The 15,104-nt window shown below is 68.8% G+C and carries 23 protein-coding genes; 3 read left to right on the forward strand and 20 right to left on the reverse strand.

Going from position 1 to position 15,104, the window contains the following annotated elements; genetic code table 11:
- Nucleotides 1-273 precede the first annotated feature (273 nt).
- Nucleotides 274-1,392: an IS630 family transposase gene (locus tag CHC09_RS09435; RefSeq protein WP_239138132.1), complete on the forward strand. Its 1,119-nt coding sequence runs from the start codon at nucleotides 274-276 to the stop codon at nucleotides 1,390-1,392.
- A gap of 478 nt (nucleotides 1,393-1,870) precedes the next feature.
- On the opposite strand, the gene CHC09_RS09440 is transcribed toward CHC09_RS09435, so the two are convergent.
- Nucleotides 1,871-2,215 carry a hypothetical protein gene (locus CHC09_RS09440; protein ID WP_244911595.1) on the reverse strand — a complete coding sequence of 115 codons (345 nt, stop codon included), beginning with the start codon at nucleotides 2,213-2,215 and terminating at the stop codon, nucleotides 1,871-1,873.
- Nucleotides 2,215-2,895 carry a hypothetical protein gene (locus CHC09_RS09445; protein ID WP_239138130.1) on the reverse strand — a complete coding sequence of 227 codons (681 nt, stop codon included), beginning with the start codon at nucleotides 2,893-2,895 and terminating at the stop codon, nucleotides 2,215-2,217. Before CHC09_RS09445 ends, CHC09_RS09440 begins: the two co-directional genes overlap by 1 nt.
- A gap of 320 nt (nucleotides 2,896-3,215) precedes the next feature.
- On the opposite strand from CHC09_RS09445, the gene CHC09_RS45015 reads away from it, so the two are divergent.
- A complete protein-coding gene (locus CHC09_RS45015; RefSeq protein ID WP_143232257.1) occupies nucleotides 3,216-3,587 on the forward strand; it encodes a hypothetical protein in 372 nt (123 codons plus the stop codon).
- 157 nt (nucleotides 3,588-3,744) lie between these two features.
- Here CHC09_RS45015 and CHC09_RS09450 read toward each other — a convergent pair whose 3' ends face one another.
- The 18 genes from CHC09_RS09450 to CHC09_RS09530 form a co-directional block, all read right to left on the reverse strand.
- Nucleotides 3,745-4,563, reverse strand: a complete 819-nt coding sequence (locus CHC09_RS09450; RefSeq protein ID WP_089292562.1) for a DUF1922 domain-containing protein — start codon at nucleotides 4,561-4,563, stop codon at nucleotides 3,745-3,747.
- Nucleotides 4,560-4,838 (reverse strand): hypothetical protein, encoded by a 279-nt coding sequence (locus CHC09_RS09455; protein ID WP_089292563.1) that lies wholly within the window; start codon nucleotides 4,836-4,838, stop codon nucleotides 4,560-4,562. The genes CHC09_RS09450 and CHC09_RS09455 overlap by 4 nt, the downstream gene beginning before the upstream one ends.
- Nucleotides 4,839-4,998: 160 nt before the next feature.
- Nucleotides 4,999-7,476: a hypothetical protein gene (locus CHC09_RS09460; RefSeq protein WP_143232258.1), complete on the reverse strand. Its 2,478-nt coding sequence runs from the start codon at nucleotides 7,474-7,476 to the stop codon at nucleotides 4,999-5,001.
- Nucleotides 7,477-7,847: 371 nt separating this feature from the next.
- Nucleotides 7,848-8,498 carry a hypothetical protein gene (locus CHC09_RS09465; protein ID WP_089292565.1) on the reverse strand — a complete coding sequence of 217 codons (651 nt, stop codon included), beginning with the start codon at nucleotides 8,496-8,498 and terminating at the stop codon, nucleotides 7,848-7,850.
- Nucleotides 8,495-8,728: a hypothetical protein gene (locus CHC09_RS47480; RefSeq protein ID WP_239138129.1), complete on the reverse strand. Its 234-nt coding sequence runs from the start codon at nucleotides 8,726-8,728 to the stop codon at nucleotides 8,495-8,497. Before CHC09_RS47480 ends, CHC09_RS09465 begins: the two co-directional genes overlap by 4 nt.
- Nucleotides 8,729-8,743: 15 nt before the next feature.
- Nucleotides 8,744-9,424 (reverse strand): hypothetical protein, encoded by a 681-nt coding sequence (locus tag CHC09_RS09470; RefSeq protein ID WP_239138128.1) that lies wholly within the window; start codon nucleotides 9,422-9,424, stop codon nucleotides 8,744-8,746.
- Complete coding sequence (locus CHC09_RS09475; RefSeq protein WP_239138133.1) at nucleotides 9,421-10,158, reverse strand: DNA cytosine methyltransferase; 738 nt, start codon at nucleotides 10,156-10,158, stop codon at nucleotides 9,421-9,423. The genes CHC09_RS09470 and CHC09_RS09475 overlap by 4 nt, the downstream gene beginning before the upstream one ends.
- Nucleotides 10,079-11,575: an ATP-dependent DNA helicase gene (locus CHC09_RS47485; protein ID WP_143232259.1), complete on the reverse strand. Its 1,497-nt coding sequence runs from the start codon at nucleotides 11,573-11,575 to the stop codon at nucleotides 10,079-10,081. Before CHC09_RS47485 ends, CHC09_RS09475 begins: the two co-directional genes overlap by 80 nt.
- Nucleotides 11,576-11,607: 32 nt before the next feature.
- Complete coding sequence (locus tag CHC09_RS09485; RefSeq protein ID WP_089292568.1) at nucleotides 11,608-11,886, reverse strand: hypothetical protein; 279 nt, start codon at nucleotides 11,884-11,886, stop codon at nucleotides 11,608-11,610.
- Nucleotides 11,883-12,137 (reverse strand): hypothetical protein, encoded by a 255-nt coding sequence (locus CHC09_RS09490; RefSeq protein ID WP_089292569.1) that lies wholly within the window; start codon nucleotides 12,135-12,137, stop codon nucleotides 11,883-11,885. The genes CHC09_RS09485 and CHC09_RS09490 overlap by 4 nt, the downstream gene beginning before the upstream one ends.
- The gene (locus CHC09_RS09495) at nucleotides 12,137-12,472 is read right to left on the reverse strand and encodes a hypothetical protein (protein ID WP_089292570.1); all 336 of its coding nucleotides are present in this window, start codon (nucleotides 12,470-12,472) and stop codon (nucleotides 12,137-12,139) included. Before CHC09_RS09495 ends, CHC09_RS09490 begins: the two co-directional genes overlap by 1 nt.
- On the reverse strand, nucleotides 12,469-12,708 hold the full coding sequence (locus CHC09_RS09500) for a hypothetical protein (protein ID WP_089292571.1): 240 nt from the start codon (nucleotides 12,706-12,708) through the stop codon (nucleotides 12,469-12,471). The genes CHC09_RS09495 and CHC09_RS09500 overlap by 4 nt, the downstream gene beginning before the upstream one ends.
- Nucleotides 12,705-12,950 carry a hypothetical protein gene (locus tag CHC09_RS09505; protein WP_089292572.1) on the reverse strand — a complete coding sequence of 82 codons (246 nt, stop codon included), beginning with the start codon at nucleotides 12,948-12,950 and terminating at the stop codon, nucleotides 12,705-12,707. Before CHC09_RS09505 ends, CHC09_RS09500 begins: the two co-directional genes overlap by 4 nt.
- Nucleotides 12,951-13,030: 80 nt before the next feature.
- Nucleotides 13,031-13,261 carry a hypothetical protein gene (locus CHC09_RS09510; RefSeq protein WP_089292573.1) on the reverse strand — a complete coding sequence of 77 codons (231 nt, stop codon included), beginning with the start codon at nucleotides 13,259-13,261 and terminating at the stop codon, nucleotides 13,031-13,033.
- Complete coding sequence (locus tag CHC09_RS09515) at nucleotides 13,261-13,503, reverse strand: hypothetical protein (RefSeq protein ID WP_089292574.1); 243 nt, start codon at nucleotides 13,501-13,503, stop codon at nucleotides 13,261-13,263. Before CHC09_RS09515 ends, CHC09_RS09510 begins: the two co-directional genes overlap by 1 nt.
- Before the next feature lie 3 nt (nucleotides 13,504-13,506).
- Entirely contained in the window at nucleotides 13,507-13,875 is a 369-nt protein-coding gene (locus tag CHC09_RS09520) for a hypothetical protein (RefSeq protein ID WP_089292575.1), read from the reverse strand.
- Nucleotides 13,876-13,953: 78 nt separating this feature from the next.
- Nucleotides 13,954-14,133 carry a hypothetical protein gene (locus CHC09_RS09525; RefSeq protein ID WP_089292576.1) on the reverse strand — a complete coding sequence of 60 codons (180 nt, stop codon included), beginning with the start codon at nucleotides 14,131-14,133 and terminating at the stop codon, nucleotides 13,954-13,956.
- Complete coding sequence (locus CHC09_RS09530) at nucleotides 14,130-14,348, reverse strand: excisionase family DNA-binding protein (protein ID WP_143232260.1); 219 nt, start codon at nucleotides 14,346-14,348, stop codon at nucleotides 14,130-14,132. Before CHC09_RS09530 ends, CHC09_RS09525 begins: the two co-directional genes overlap by 4 nt.
- Nucleotides 14,349-14,584: 236 nt before the next feature.
- Between CHC09_RS09530 and CHC09_RS09535 the strand changes: the two genes are divergently transcribed.
- Nucleotides 14,585-15,013: an XRE family transcriptional regulator gene (locus tag CHC09_RS09535; protein WP_143232261.1), complete on the forward strand. Its 429-nt coding sequence runs from the start codon at nucleotides 14,585-14,587 to the stop codon at nucleotides 15,011-15,013.
- Nucleotides 15,014-15,104: the final 91 nt, after the last annotated feature.

The raw sequence follows: 15,104 nt of genomic DNA on the forward strand, positions 1-15,104 counted from the left end.
CCTTAGCAAGACCTGTGCTATATCGTGTTGACAAGTCGGATTTTCATCTCGCCGAGCGGGCGGAGTGTCTATCCCTTCGATCCTGCCGCCATCGCACTGTGATCGGCGGTCTAGGGTGCTGTTGGCTGAGGAACCAACTAGCTGAAGGCGGAGTCCATCACACTCGGGGAAAGGCGCTTATGGCTAGTGCCGTGACCAAGAACGTTCACGGTGTTAGATGACACGCCGTTCGGGCTGACGGTCGGGCGGTGGCTCGGCCGTCAGGCTGTGCTGGTGGCAGATTCTGTACGCGTACGGCGGTTGACCGATCAAGAAGGTCAGCAACTGCTGCGCATCACGCGCCGGGGCACCGGCTCACCGATCCGATTACGGCGGGCCATGGTCGTGCTCGCCTCCGCCGGCGGTAACACCGTGCCGGCGATTGCCCGCCTGGTGCAGGCTGATGAGGACACGATCCGGCAGCTCATCCATCGGTTCAACGAAATGGGCATGGCCTGCCTAAACCCTCAGTGGGCGGGTGGCCGTCCCCGCCAGATCAGTCCTGACGACGAGACGTTCATCGTCACGACGGCCAAAGCCCGCCCCGAAGCGCTGGGGCGGCCGTTCACCCGGTGGAGCGTGCGCAAGCTCGCCGACTACCTCGCCGGCCAGGCTTCCCGTCCGATCAGCATCGGGCGGGAGCGGCTGCGCCAGATCCTGCACCGCAACGGCATCACCTTTCAGCGAACCAAGACCTGGAAGGAGTCCAACGACCCTGACCGCGACGCCAAACTCGCCCGTATCGAGTACGTGAGCAGCCATTTCCCCCAGCGAGTGTTCGCGTTCGACGAGTTCGGCCCCCTCGCGATCCGTCCGCACGGCGGCGCCGGCTGGGCACCGGCACGGCATCCCGACCGGCTCCCGGCGAACTATCACAAACTGCACGGCGTGCGGCAGTTCCACGGCTGCTACAGCGTCGGCGACGACCAACTCTGGGGCGTCGTGCGACGCCGCAAGGGCGCAGCAAACACCCTGGCCGCACTGAAGTCGATCAGCCAGGCCAGGCCGGACGGGGCACCGATCTACGTGATCCTGGACAATCTCTCCGCCCACAAGGGCAAACGCATCCGGGCCTGGGCGACCCGGAGCAAGGTAGAACTGTGCTTCACCCCGACGTATGCGTCCTGGGCCAACCCGATCAAAGCGCAGTTCGGACCCTTACGCACGTTCGTGATCGCCGGCTCGAATCACCCGAACCACACCATCCTGGCCCGGAAACTGCACGCCTACCTGCGCTGGCGCAACGCCAACGCCCGCCACCCCGACGTCCTGGCCGCCCAACGCCGCGAACGAGCCCGCATCCGCAGCGAACGCCAACGACGCTGGGGCCAACCCGCCACCCGAGCAGCCTGACCCCAACACCTCAAACGTTCGTGGTCACAGCACTAGATCAGCCGCAGCGCCGTGACCTGGGTGGGCCGGACGTTGCACCATGCGAACCACCCCACCACCGTTCTCGGCGACCCACTACCGGGACGTTTGACCAGCTCACGCGGCAGTCAAAGTCCAGCGTGAGCACTGATGACGGCCAACTGGCCCCCGATCGAGCGCTCAAAACTCAAGCCGGACAGAGCCTCAGGCGATCTGCCGGAGGGCCCCTTGACACACCAGTCGGCGGAACCGGTCACGCCTCAATGAAGGGCAGCTCCCGGAGGAGCTACGACGGAACGTAAACGTCTGCCCGGTCTTGACCTGCTCTTTGATGCCTCAATGAAGGGCAGCCCCCGGAGGAGCTGCGACCTTCGGCAACGACGCGATCCGGGCCGCGACGATCCTGCCTCAATGAAGGGCAGCCCCGGAGGAGCTGCGACACCACGTCGTGCGCGCGAGCCTATGTGGCCAGCGTCCCGTCTGGGAGCGCGACCTGGACTCGTATCGGCTGGGTGACCTCGGGACGCCGACGGATCGGGGTGGCTTTGTGCTCGACCACTGTCATGGCCTCGTCGTCCAGTTCGACGGTGTCGCAGCGGCCGATCACGCCGAGGTCGTGACTGACCACATCGACGGCCTGGTGCCGCCGGGAACGCGAACCCGTCGGATTGACGGCCGGCGTGTGCGCCGGGATACCGGCCGCCACCTGGTGGGTGTCGGTCGTCTCGCCCATCGCCTCCGCCCAGGCACAGCGGGGGCAGAATGCCTGATATGCGACCAGGCTGATGGGGGGCAGCTCGGACATCACGACTGGCCGGTCTTCAGGATCGTGCCGCGAGCCGCCCGCCGTTCCGGGGCGCTGGCGCTACCGAAACGCCGTACCTCGAAGCGGACGACGCCGGTGACGCCTCGGGCGGCCAGCCACTCCCGGGTCATAGCATCGACGAGGACGGTCGGACCGGCTGGCCTGCCGAGACTGCTCGGGGTAAGCCCGCCCTCGGCGAATCGAGTGAGTTGGCCACCGACGACGACGCTGCGGTATCGGGCGGTTCGCCATCGGCCGGACCACACCGGCACGGCGTAGTATCCGGCGGTGCCGCGTCCGGTGTGGGCGGACGTCAGCGCGACGCCGTTCCGACGAAACGCGATGGGGAACTGCGAGATGCCCCAGAGCGCGCACCAGGCCAGCGCGTTGTCGGTGGGTCCGGGGTCCGCCAGGCCGGTTGGCGTACAGCTCTGGGCGTCGTCCTTGCCGATCTCGTCGCGGATGCTGCGGCCGCGCAACCCGTCGCTGATCTGTGCGGGGGTGCGGGCGGCGACCGCCGCGGCCAGCGGGCGGAGCCGGTTGCCGACGAACTCGGATCCCTGGTTGCGGGGTTGCATCTCCATCCGGCTGGCACCGTCGTCCTGCAGCCGGTCGCCTTTGTGGTTCCGGCGCCAATAGCTGGGCTCGCCGAGCGCGGCGATGAGCCGGAGGTCGAGCATCGCCCGCGTCCCGGTGAGCTGGTCGAGGATGTCGTGCCGCCGGTCCTGCAGCGAACGCCACCCGTCGATGCCGCTATAACGCTGATCCGCGGGCTCATCAGCGCACGCTTGCCTTGCGGGTATCCCAAATGCCTTCCGGCCCCGCAGACCGCCCCCTATCCAATCTGGCTAAAGCTCCCATTTGTCCAGATGCTCAAATCTAGACGTAAAAGCTGTGAAATATGTCATATAGAGCGATGTAACTTGACAATGTAGCCTAACGAAGCTCGATTAATAGAGCTCTCGGCAAGCAGGTCAACAACCACTAGAAGGGGGATCTGGTGAAGGTGAAAATGACTGCCGCAACTGCAGTCGCCGCCGTGTCCATTTCAGCTGGCATGGTAGCGCTTACTGCGTCGCCAGCTGCCGCGGCATGCAACTCCGGCAAGCTGTCGTGGGGCAGCGCGGACTCGGATCCACGCGGAATTAAGATCACCATCAGCAACAACACGTGTGGTCGGAAATATCGCGCAGTAGCACATTGCGACAGCTTGTCGCTCGGGACACATTACTACTACGGCGGTTCAGTAACCAACGGCACCAGCCAGGCAAAGTGCAGCACCAGCGGACTTTCTTACTACGTGCCAATGTCGATCGGCTACCAGTACAGTGACGGATCGTGGTCGAGCTATATCGTGCTCTTTGACTACTAACCAGCTCCGCCGCAGTTAAAGGCGCAAGCCTCAGGATAGGAATTAAAATTCCTTCTGGCCACAGCAGAGAACAAACTTAGGATTCAATTTTCCTGTCACGGAAAGGTAGTCGCGGTCGGCTTCACCGATCTGCAACTACCTTTCCGTGACAGTGATATTAGGCCGCCGGCGAGCGGTGTCGCCTCTGCCGCATCCGGTCCAATAAATTAGCAATGTCGCCGAAGCGGAAAAGCGGCAGAATTCTCGGACTGCCTTCATTGTTGATCTTTCCGGGGATCCCGTCGACGGGCTGTAGCACCTCGCGTTCGTTCCACTTGTTGACGAGCTTGCGAATCTGGCAGCCGGTGCGGTCGGTTTCGAGGAAGCCGGCCAGGTGGGCGGCCTCGGCCGCGGTGACGTGCTTCTCGTCGAGGGCGGCCCGAAGGATCTCCTGGGATTCGTCAACATTCCAGCTGGCCCCGCAGTTGCTGGCCTTGCACTGGACGATGTCGCGGCCGTGGGGTGCGTAGAGGATGCGGCCGCAGTCGCACATGCCGACGAGGCGCTGCTTGCCCGAGCCGGGCCGGTCGACGAGCTGCTCCAGGAGGCGGCAGGCGTAGTGGAGTTCGTCGAATGCCTCGCCGGCCTCGCGCTGATGGCGCAGCCATTCGACGTCGCCAGCAAGCTCACGTGCGGCCCCGGCCAGCGTCCCTGCGATCGGGTGGCCGCCAGCAGTGTGCCGGGCCCAGGTAGTGATCGTGTTCTCGACGGTGGCGTAGTCGGCAGCGGCCTCGAGGTTGACGATCAGGGGCCGCTCGCGGCCGCCACGGCTGCCGAATCCACTCCCGTAGCGGGTCTGGCGCGCGATGACATTGGGGGCGTCCTCGGCATGGCCGGCGGCCTGGCGGAGCGCGTCGGCGAGGTCTCGGCCCTCCTGGGCGCAGATGTAGCCGTCCTGGTTGGGCTTGCCGCAGCGGAGGCAGGTGGGGCGGTTCATGCGGTCCTCCGTGTGGTGCAGGCGTGCCGGGCGTGCACGCGTTCGGTCATGCGGGGATCGGAGAGCCGGGTGGAGCAGCGGTAGGCAAGCTGGCCGTCGTGGAGCCGGGCGTAGGTCGGGATTCCGGCGGCGAGGGCTTCGACTTGCGCGCCGATGCTGGCGAGCGGCAGCAGGTCGACGCGGACGACGATGCCTTCGTCCAGGGCGACGAGAATCGGCATGGCGCAGCGGCGGCAGGCGTCGAGTTGGGCGGCGGTGGAGGCGAAGTGGGTCACTACCGGACCGCCGCTGCGGGGTTTGGGACTTTGCCGGGTTTTCTGTGGCCAACGCCCGTAAGCCTCCCGACGGAATATGCACTCTCCGTAGTCGCTTCGTAGTTCACGCACGCGCGGGGGTCTGAAAGAAACCCGGCAAAGTCCCAAACCCCGCACCACATCAGTCGCCACCGGTTCCCGATGTCACGATCTGCCACGTTTTTGCCTTATCCCGGGTCTCGCCTGCCTGCCGGACCGCGAATCCGCCCGCCCAACGTCCGGTCCGATTCGAGAGCCACTTCCCGAGCGACTTCGAGACGCCGGCAGGCCCGTTCGGGTGCCACGCGGCCTTGTCGGCGAGGTCGCCCGGGAGCGCGTCGATCGGGATCCGCCCGGTCGGCGTAAGCCCGCCCATGTCGATGTCGGCGAGCAGGCCCTTGGCCGTCCACGTCTCGTCCTGGTAGGCGGTGTGGACGGCGTTCAGGAAGACGCCCCACTCGTCGTCATCGGAGCCGACCTCGATCTGCGTGGAGGCGTGGTCGAACTCTCCGCCGATCGCGGCGTGGGCCAGGATGCCGTTGACGGTGCGAACCCAACGCGCGTACCCGTCGGAGGACTTCTCGGCGCGCATCGGCCGACCCGCGGCCACCCAGGAGCGGACGATCGTCAGGAGTGCGTGCAGCAGCTCGCCGCGACGCTCCTTCACCCAGCTCTCCAGGTCGGAGATCGCGAAGCCGGTTCGGAGCTCCGGGTTCGGTCGGCCGGGGTCGATCGCGGTCCGGATAGTGCGCCGCGGCAGGTCGCCGCCGATGGACAGGTTGTTGCCGGTGATCGTCCACAGCCTGTCGTTGCTGGCCCGCGTCCAGCCGGTGGAGCCGAGCGGCCGGTCGTCCCATTGGTCGGAGGTGAGCAGGCCTGCGAGGGTGCTGCTCTTCAGTGCGCCGCTCACGTTGTCGACCACGATGACCGGGCCGGTGGTCACGCTGAGAATGCTCGTGATCTGCTTGCGCAACTCCGTGTCGTCGTCGGGCATCTCCGCGCGGAACACGCCGCCGTGGATCCACCGGGCGAGGTTGGCGAGCAACGTCTTGCCGGAGCCTGGCTGGTGCGCCTCGATGGCGTGCAGCTTGTACGGCGGCGGGCACATGGCGCGCAGCAGCGGCGTGAGCAGGTATCCGAGGTAGTTGGCCTTGAAGTGGTCGGAGACGAACGGGAAGCCGGCCACCATCTCGTCGACGAGCTTGACCGCGTCGGCGACCTCGGCGGCAGTCGGCTCGGCGGCGACCCGCGGGATCTCCAGCCCTGGTTCGGGCAGATGCAGCAGCCCGGTCGCCGCGTCGTATCCCGGCTCCTCGAGGAGCGTGCCGTTCGGCCGGAACACCGGGCTGTGGACGACCCCGCGCAGCGGCCGCAGGTTCGGCAGCATGTCGGGCACGTCGAGCGCGGTCCGGGCTGCCGACCGCGGGAACAGGGCGGGCATCGGTTCGTCGCTCTCGCCGACCTTCTTCCACCGGAAGATGCCGTAGGTGTACGTGATCCGCGAGGCCAGCGTCGAGTCGGTGACCGGGCGGACCTGCGCCGGGCCGTCCTGGTCGTTCTCGCCGCCGAGCGGCACGTACCCGTCTTCACCTTCGAGCGGGGTGTGGACGACGGTGTCGAGCCGCCGGAACAGCCCGGACAGCTTGCCCCGGCCGGCCTCGTCACGGAGCCAGTCCGCCGCGATCGCCGAGTTGGATACGTCGATCTCAGCAGAGCACACCCGCGACGGCGCGGCGGCCGGCGGAGGGTCGGGCACTGGCCCGCCGAGGATGTCCGTGAGCGCCTGGCGGTGCTCAGCGCCCGGGTCGGGTAGCGGCGTGCCGTATCCCTTCGCGGCGAGATCACGCGCGGCCGCCGAGTGGTCGCCGCCGAAGAATCGGGCCGCGAGCCAGCCACCCTTGGAGTACGACTCGCCGCCCTCGAGCGGCGCGGCCGCGGTGGTGAAGACGTGGAGCCTGTCGGTGCCCATGGCGTTCGTCGACGCGCTCGTGCCGGTCGCCTTCCCGGGCCGGGTCCAGTAGGTGACGTCGTCCTGTTTGTAGTGTTCGCGCCAGCCGTCGGACGTGAGGATGTCCGCCCACGAATTCCGTTCGGCGTAGTCGTCGAGCGGGCTGATCGCGCCGGCCGGGCGGTCCACGGCCGGGAGAGTCGCCGGGTCGCTCGGCCGAACATTATTCGGCGACGGCGCGGGCGCGATCCGGGCGACGGCGGCGTCGAGCGCGTCGACCAGTTGGGCGTAGGAGTACCGAACGTTCTGCGCCGAGATGATCCGGCACGGCCGCGCCAGACCCTCCTTGCGGTTGACGGTGCCGGGGATCCGCAGCACCCGGGCGAGGTCGCCGACGCCGCGCCCGTACCGCCAGCCGAGCGACGCGGCGGCGTGCTCGATGACGCGCTGCCAGTCCTTCGCGAGCCGCTTGGCGGCGTCGAGGTTCTCGGCGGTGATCTGGTGCGGCTGGTCGAGGAGCCAGATCGGGTAGAGGCCTCCGCCGGAGTGCACCCAGATCGTGGGCGTTGGCAGCCCGGTCGCGGCGATGACCGCACGGCCGGCAGCCTCGTCCGGCGGCAGATTCTCTTCGGCGTGGCCCGGCCCGGCCCGGCCAGGTCGAGGTCGGCCCACAGCGCCGGGAGTGCCGAAGAGTCTGCGGCGCCACCGCGGCGTCCGGCTTCGGGGACCGTGGTGGTCGAGGTGATCCGGAGGTAGATGCCCTCGCGTCCCGCCTGGTCGAGGGAGGCGATGTAGGCGGCGGCCAGGTCGACCTGGTCGGCGGTGAAGGCGTGGCCCGCCCAGTCGTCGGTGGAGCAGATGAGCAGGTGCCCCGAGGATTGGCCGTGGACCACGTCGAGCCAGAGGCGTGCGGCGTCGAGGTCCAGGCGCGGGGTGGCAAGGTCGAGCACGGGACTCCCTGTCGGTATGTACCTACATCGATTGAGGGAATCACTGCCCCGCCGGCGGACCAGCGGCTGGCGAGGCAGTGGGACGGGTTCGGCTTAGAAGGGAGGCTCGGCCGGGAAGCGCTGCTGCTGCGCGGTGTGCGCGGCGACGAGCGCCTCCTGCGTGGCGGGCGGCAGCGTCGCCCACATGCCCGGGTCGACACCGGGCGGGCAGGCCAGCGTGCCGGGCAGGGCCTGCTGCGCGACCGCGGCCGGAGCGGGCTGCGTGGCGTACGCCTGAACCGGCGCCGCCGGAGCCGGTGCCGCAGATGCGGTGACACCGGCGAACGACACCGCGGGCGGCTGGTACTGCGCGGCGTACAGCTTCGGCGCGCTCAGACCGGCCTGGGCCGGACCGTCCGCGACGTAGGTGATCGTCAGGACGCCACCGGTGTGGATGCCGCTGGCGCCGGACGCCCGGACCGCGTTCCGGATCGCGTTGGTCAACTCCTTGCCCTTGATGTAGAGCGTCCGGGTGCCGTCGTCGTCCGGCTTGGCTGGGTCGCGCAGCGTCGTCGACAGCTGGACGAGGACCTGCATCTTCGGCGATCCGTCCGGCCAGGTCTCCGGGGCCTTCGTTCGGAAGTCGGTCTGCTGGCTGCTGGTCGGCTCGGCGGCGACGGTGCTGGTGTGGCTGACGCCGATGGTGTCGAATTTCAATGCGGCGGATCCGCCGCCCATGAGGATGTCGTTGGCGTCCTGGGTCACGGAATCTCCTTGGTGCTGATGGTGGCCGGCGCCGCCGCGGCGCCGGAGTCGATGAGTCCGGCGGTTGCTCGAGCAACGTGCGCCTGCGGGCTCCGGTCGCCGGCGCAGCCGTTCCAGTCGGACGCGAGGCCGGGCCGGTAGAACGGGCACCACTTGCAGGTGTCCTTGCCGGGCGCGGCCGGGATCATGGTGATGAGGTGTCCGGCGTTCGCCCCGCCGAGGCCGTGCACGAGGTTGAACGTGTCCTAGTAGCGGCCGATCGCGGCGAGCGCGATCTCCTCGTCGTACGGCTCGGTCCACTCCCGCGACTTGTCGTAGTCGTAGTCGCGTGCCAGCAGGACCAGGCGCACGTACCGGACCGGGCGGCCCTTCGCCTTGTGGCCGAGCCCGTAGAGGTGGCCCTGGGTGCGGTATTCCGGGCTGACCTGCTCGGCGGTCGGCTTGCCCATCCGCAGGGCTCGGTCGAGCTTCTCCAGCGCGGTCTTCCCGACGTGCTTCCAGTCGACGACCATGTCGTGGTCCTGGTCGAACGCGTCGCCGGAGCCCGCGACCGAGGGATAGTCCGGCCGGCCGCCGGTGTTCGGCGCGCTTGGGGTGACGACCAGCCGGTCCTCGGCCAGCCACCGCTCGCGGCCGAGCTGCTTGTTCCAGTGCGCGACGACGTCCTCCATCGAGGCGTGCACGGCGGTGCCCTGGAACGGCGCCCACGTCGGCGCGTCGATCGGCTTGCGCGGGGCGCCGGCCAGCTTCCGGCCGATCTGCTGCTGGCACGGCGTACCCAGCTCCGACGGGCCAAGTTCGCGCTGCATGGACCGCGGCCGCGAGGCCTCGTAGCTGATGAGGACCTGGCGGAGCTCGCGGACGGTGGATGGCGGCGGCCCGGCCGGCGGGAGCCCGGCAATCAATGCGGTAAGCGGGTCGGTCATACCGCATCACCGATTGCTCTGGTCAGCACCAGGTTCTGCTGGGCGTGATCGCGGATCAGGCGGCCGACGAGTTCTCCGAGCTGGGGGACGACGGCATTGCCGAGTCCTCTAAGTCGGTCCACTCGGGCGGGAACCCCATGAGCCACTCGACCCACGTCGGGTTCAGCAGTCCATGGGTCCCCGCCTGTCCGACCGCGTCGGTCAGCTCCTTCGATGCACCGGGATGGCGCAGGGTTGGCGAGCACCTTGCGTGGGACGGCCGCCGACCTAGCCACGCCGTTGGCGTAGGCCACAACGAACAGCCGTTCACGTGAGTGTGGTGCACCCAGGGCGCATGCGGATAGGAGCGTCCAGTCCGCATCGAACCCGTCCTCGGCCAGGTCACCGAGCATCCATCCGAAGGCGTCGGCGTCACCAAGGAGAGCTGGGACGTTCTCCACGAGGACGTAGTCCGGTCGTACTGCGCGAATGACAGCACGGAACCAGGGCCATCCCCAACGCTCGTCCGCAATTCCGCGGCGAAGGCCAGCCTGGGAGAACGGCTGGCAGGGGAAGCCGCCGGCAACCAGTCGAACAGCGGGTCTTGGCTCGGTGGCCCACCAGGCCGGTGAGGTACGGACGTCGTCATGCTTCGGCACTCCCGGCCAGTGGTGTTCAAGTACGGTTCGGCACCAGGCATCCAGCTCGACCTGACCGACGCAGGTCCAGCCCGCGCGGTCGAGGCCGAGGTCCAAGCCGCCGATACCGGAAAACAGCGATAGGTAGCTCAGGCTGCTCACGCGGGCAACCCCCTCGGGGAATTGATGACGACGACCTGCTGCGCGGCCCGCGTGATCGCGGTGTAGAGCCACCGCTGGCCGTTGATGTGTCCGGCGGCGGCCGCGGCGGTGGGCGGGTGGCCGGCCTTCTCGGCTTCGCTGGCGGCGGCCCGGGCGAAGATCCACGACTCGTCGACGACGAGGACCCGGTCCCATGCGACCCTTGCGACTTGTGGCACGTGATGGCCTGCGCGAAGGTGAGCGCCGAGACGGTGCCGCGACCGTCCCGCTTGGCGAGCTTCTCGCCGTCCTGGCCAGCGAACCCGGACAGCCAGCAGGTGATCCGCCGCTCGTCGCCAGCGTCGTCGAGCAGCTGCAGCGTGATCCGGTCCCGGTCCGGTTCCTTCGCCGAGACCACGGCGAACTGCTGGCCGTTGAAGACGTCCGAGTTGTTCGCGAGGCCGATGACCTTGTCGCCCGGCTGCGGGATCGGCCCGGCCAGACCGGCGATGTCGCGCAGCAGATGGATGGCCTGCCACCTGGTCTTGTTGGTGCCGACGAGGACCTGGTCGAACCCGGCCAGCTGGTCGCGGGTGACGAACTGGCACCGGCCGGAGTCGCCGTCCATGCCGGCCATGCCGAGCGTGCGATCACCGGGCGGGGACCGCCGGACCGAGGTGGCGAGCCGGGCCACCGGGGAGTCGAGCGCGGACCGGTGGATCTCGGTAAGCAGATGGTCCGGGGTGGCGTGGATGAAATACCCGCCTCCCTCGACCGGGGGAAGCTGCGCCGGGTCGCCGAGACAGAGGACTTTCACGCCGAACGAGAGCAGGTCGGCGGCGATTTTCTCGCCGACCATCGACACCTCGTCGAGCACCAGCAGCGGCGCGAACGCCAGCTCGGAGTCTTCGCGCAGAATCCAGTCGGGCGTGTGGAGCTTCTCTTCTTCGACCTCGATCGCCCGGTCGAGCACCGCGGCGTCGGCCGGGTCGGCGACCGAGGACCGCTGGCGCTTCAATTCCTCCAACCGGGCGCGGACCTTTTCCACAGCCTGGTAGATGAGGCTGTGGATGGTGCGCGCCTCGCAGCCCTTCTGCTGCAGGACGTACGCGGCCTTGCCGGTGAACGCCGCGTACTGGGCGTTGACGCCCAGCTCGTCGACGATGTGCCGGGCGAGGGTCGTCTTGCCGGTGCCGGCGTACCCGAACAGCCGGAAGATCTGCGGGCTGTCCTGCTCGGCGGTGTACCAGTCGACGATCTTCTCGATCGCCTCCTGCTGCTGCGGCGCGAACTCCATGCCGGCGGCCGGCTTCCGTGCCGGGATGGTCGGCGGGGTGCCGATGCTGGTGCCGACGAGGTCCGCCAGGCGCAGATCGACGTCGAAACTGGTCACGGGACTCTCCTGGGTGATGGAACCGTTGTCGATCACGACTGGCCTGCCTGCGGCTGCTCACCGATCCGGATCGCCCGGTAGGCGGCCTGCAGGTCGGATCGGACCGCGGCGCCGTCGTAGTCGACGCCGACCGCGTAGATCTGCCGCTCCGGGATGCAGCGGACCGCCGCCAGCACCGGGCCCGCGAGGAGCTTCCGGACGCGGGCGCGCTCCTCCTTCACGGCGGCCGCGACCTGCGTGTCGATCTCCTGGCGAAGCTTCGCGAGTTCCGCCGTGCTGAGCTTGCTGGCGAGGTACTCGATCTCGGTCACGACTGCCTCCCCACCGGCACCGCCGCCCGGCCCGTGACCGGACCCGGCGCGAGCACCTCGCGGACTTCGAGCAGCGCGTCGAGGACCTTCTGCCGCCCACTGGCCTCCGGCTCGGACCGGGCGATGAGCAGCAGCTGGTCGACGCAGGCAAGCGTGTTGGTGAGAACCAGCCGGACCGAGCGCAGCTGCTCCCGAGGCGACGGCTCCCACAGCTGGAGAACCGCCTCGCGGCGACCGCCGAGGAACCGCATCAGTCCCTCACCGCCTGCCGTAGCAGCTCGACGAACGCGGCGCCGGACATGGTCACGAAGCCGTCGGCAGCGGAGGCCTTGCCGCGGCGGTGGTGCCAGACGACGCCGACGGCGACGCCCGCGTTCGCGGCTTCCACGGTGGCCTCGTCGACCCAGGCCGCGAGGGTGGTCGTCTTGCAGTTCTTCGCCTCGACGACGACGGGCAACCCGGCGATGTCTCCCTTGTCGGCGACGCCAGCCAGGGCGCGGCGCTCGACGCCGGGGAAGCCGGACTCGACCAGGTAGGCGGCGATGACACCTTCCCAGCGGGTGCCCTTGGCCTTCGCCGCGCTCACGCGACCACGTCCAGCGCGTCGGCCCGGACGAGGATGTTGTCGCTGAAGCGGAACACCTTCTCGGGCGGGTTGGCCTCGTGCGCCAGCTTGTGGGCGGCCTCGGCGGCCGCGTTCATCTGTCCGGCGGTGTGCCGGGACGGGATGCCGTCCAGGTCGAGCTCGGCCTGGCAGCGGCGCTCGCAGCCGAACTCGACGAGGACGGCGGCCGGCGCGGTGAGGGTGCGAGGTCCGGTCACCGGGCACCACCGAAGCGCGCGCCGAAGAACTTGGTGATGATCCAGCGCCCCGGCGCCGGCGCGGCTGGCTCGACGGGCTGGCGGTGCCGGGGCACGTACGGCTTGCTCTTCTCGTCGGCGGCCGGGTCGACGGTGCCGGGAACGACGACCGGGAACGAGTCGGTCGCGACAGGACGGATGACCTGGGTGGTCTCGCCGACGGCGCGGGGCTCGCCCGGGCCGGGGCTGGTCGTGGTCGTCATGGCTGTTTCTCCTGCGAGGTGAAGGTGGAGGCCCCGGCCCGGGTCGCCTCCTGGGGGACCTGCGTCCCGGGCCGGGGAGATCAGACGAAGAGCGGCTTGGGGATGTGGCGGGCGCCGTACTGCTCGACAGCGACGAACGCGTGGAAGACGCAGGCCGCAGCCTTCAGCTCGGTGGCGTCGTCGCGGCCGATCACGGCGAGCAGCACCCCGTGGGTGGCCAGCTGGTCGCACGCGGGGATCTGCGGAACCGGCAGGCGGGCGGCGACCGCGGCACGCACGAGCAACTGCGACATCTGGCAGAAGAGCGCCATCAGCGGGACTCGCTCACGAGTTCGATCAGCGGGCGGGTCGCGGTCGGCTGCGGCGTCTCGTCGTTCTCGCGGTGACCGTCCGTGCTGATGTGGCTCTCGGCGTCACCGATGCGGGCCGGCGGCCGGGCGGGCGAGACGGGCCTCGGGTCGTCGGCCACGTCCAGGTCGTCGCGGGTGAAGGTCTGCCCGGTCGGGTCAGCGGGCTCCTCGGCGGGCCGGCCGTCCTTGTGCCAGGTGAGCAACTTCTACTGCGCACGCCCCAAGCTGACGCTGCACTCCGTACGGTCGTCCAAGCTGTCGTCCACCGTGACGCCGAGGATGTCGGCGACTCTGCGGACCGTCGCGACCCGGGAAGTCGCGCTGGGGTCGTCGTAGACGGCGATGTGCTCGTATGCCTCGGTGCGCCACGGCATCGGCAACCCCGGGTTCGCCTCCAGCAGGTCGGCGAGCGCCCGGATGTCGGCGATGCGTCCAGCGCGGTCGTCGGTCGCCGCAGCCTCCGGGAGCTTCACCATGCCGCGAAGCGAGGCGACCTCGGACCGCAACGCCTGTACCTCGGCGAGCAGCGCGAATGCCCACTGGGGCGGACGGCCGGGTAGTGTCTTCTCGGTCATCGGATGCCTTTCCTCTCGTGGTGGGTTATCCGGTGATCTGCGCGTCGCTCGGGTGCATCCGGGCGGCGCGCTTCTGTTTCAGGAGGTCGCGGAGCGGGGGGCCAGCAGGGTGGCAACGTCGGGACGGTCGATCGCCGCGGCGAGTTCCTCGATCGCGGCGGTCCAGCGCTCCTGCGAGGCCGGCCACCACGGGGGTGCGATCAGCGCGTCGAATCGGCCGGGCCCGGTGCCGGCGCCGCCTACCGGGTGGGTGGTCACGCGGTTTCGGCTTCCTTGCGACGGCAGTACTCCTCGAGCGCCCACCGCGTGATCCGGCGGGAGCGACCCTCCGTGAAGGAGGCGATGCCGCCGTTCGCGATCAGCTGCTCGACCTTCCGCGTGCCGAGGTCGAGGACCTTGGCTGCGAGCTTGACGCTGTATGCGAGTTGGCCATCCGCCGGAAGAACACTTCCGCGCAGGGAGCTAATTGCCATATTGTCTCCGTGCATGGAGACGAGCGTAGGCGTCTCCATGCACGGAGACACTCATACTTTCGGATGATTCCGATCACGTACGGTCGGACCACAGGATGTAAGCCATGCGCGTCTATGCGGAAAAGCGAATACTCAATCTCCGCCCTCACACCTACCGGCGGCCCGGCGGATTCCGTCGACGGGACACGTCCCGCCCACGGGACAATCGTCCCGCAAACGGAACATATGGTTGTGTCGTGGCTGACCTGGATCCTGCGGTGGCGCTTGCGCGCTGGGCCGAGTTCGTCAACCGCGCGCTACGCAGCGTCCGGCCGGCCCTCTCCGATCGCAAGATCTACGAACTCAGCGGGATCTCCACCAGCACGCTCAGCCGGTGGCGCAACGCCAAGGGAACCCAGCTCCCCGAGATCGACCGCGTGAAGGTTTTCTGCCGTGTTGTCGGCGCCAGCCTCACCGAGGCCATGGCCGTCCTCGGCATGACCGATGACGACCCGCAGGCCACGCCCGAGGCGCCCTTGCCGCCCGACGTGCAGATCATCCTGCGCAAGCTCGCCGACCCCTCCACGCCCGAGGCCGACCGCGACTTCATCCGCCAGTCGCTGGAGATGCTCGCCGACCGGGCGCGGAGCGTCGGCAAGACCAAGCCCGCCAGCCAAGCCCACTAGTGCCCTGACCAAGAACGTTCACGGTGTTGGATGACACGCCGTCCGGGCTGACGGCCGGGCGGCGTTGCGGCGTTCAGGCTGTGGTGGTGGC

It is taken from the genome of Actinoplanes regularis (assembly GCF_900188005.1).
Classification (GTDB): Bacteria; Actinomycetota; Actinomycetes; order Mycobacteriales; family Micromonosporaceae; genus Actinoplanes; species Actinoplanes regularis.

Coding starts and splice junctions, on each gene's coding strand:
- CHC09_RS09440 (WP_244911595.1), bottom strand. CDS start 2,215: ATGTCCGAGCTGCCCCCCATCAGCCTGGTCGCATATCAGGCATTCTGC.
- CHC09_RS09445 (WP_239138130.1), bottom strand. CDS start 2,895: ATGCTCGACCTCCGGCTCATCGCCGCGCTCGGCGAGCCCAGCTATTGG.
- CHC09_RS09450 (WP_089292562.1), bottom strand. CDS start 4,563: ATGAACCGCCCCACCTGCCTCCGCTGCGGCAAGCCCAACCAGGACGGC.
- CHC09_RS09470 (WP_239138128.1), bottom strand. CDS start 9,424: ATGACCGACCCGCTTACCGCATTGATTGCCGGGCTCCCGCCGGCCGGG.
- CHC09_RS09490 (WP_089292569.1), bottom strand. CDS start 12,137: ATGCGGTTCCTCGGCGGTCGCCGCGAGGCGGTTCTCCAGCTGTGGGAG.
- CHC09_RS09505 (WP_089292572.1), bottom strand. CDS start 12,950: ATGACGACCACGACCAGCCCCGGCCCGGGCGAGCCCCGCGCCGTCGGC.
- CHC09_RS09510 (WP_089292573.1), bottom strand. CDS start 13,261: ATGGCGCTCTTCTGCCAGATGTCGCAGTTGCTCGTGCGTGCCGCGGTC.
- CHC09_RS09520 (WP_089292575.1), bottom strand. CDS start 13,875: ATGACCGAGAAGACACTACCCGGCCGTCCGCCCCAGTGGGCATTCGCG.
- CHC09_RS09530 (WP_143232260.1), bottom strand. CDS start 14,348: ATGGCAATTAGCTCCCTGCGCGGAAGTGTTCTTCCGGCGGATGGCCAA.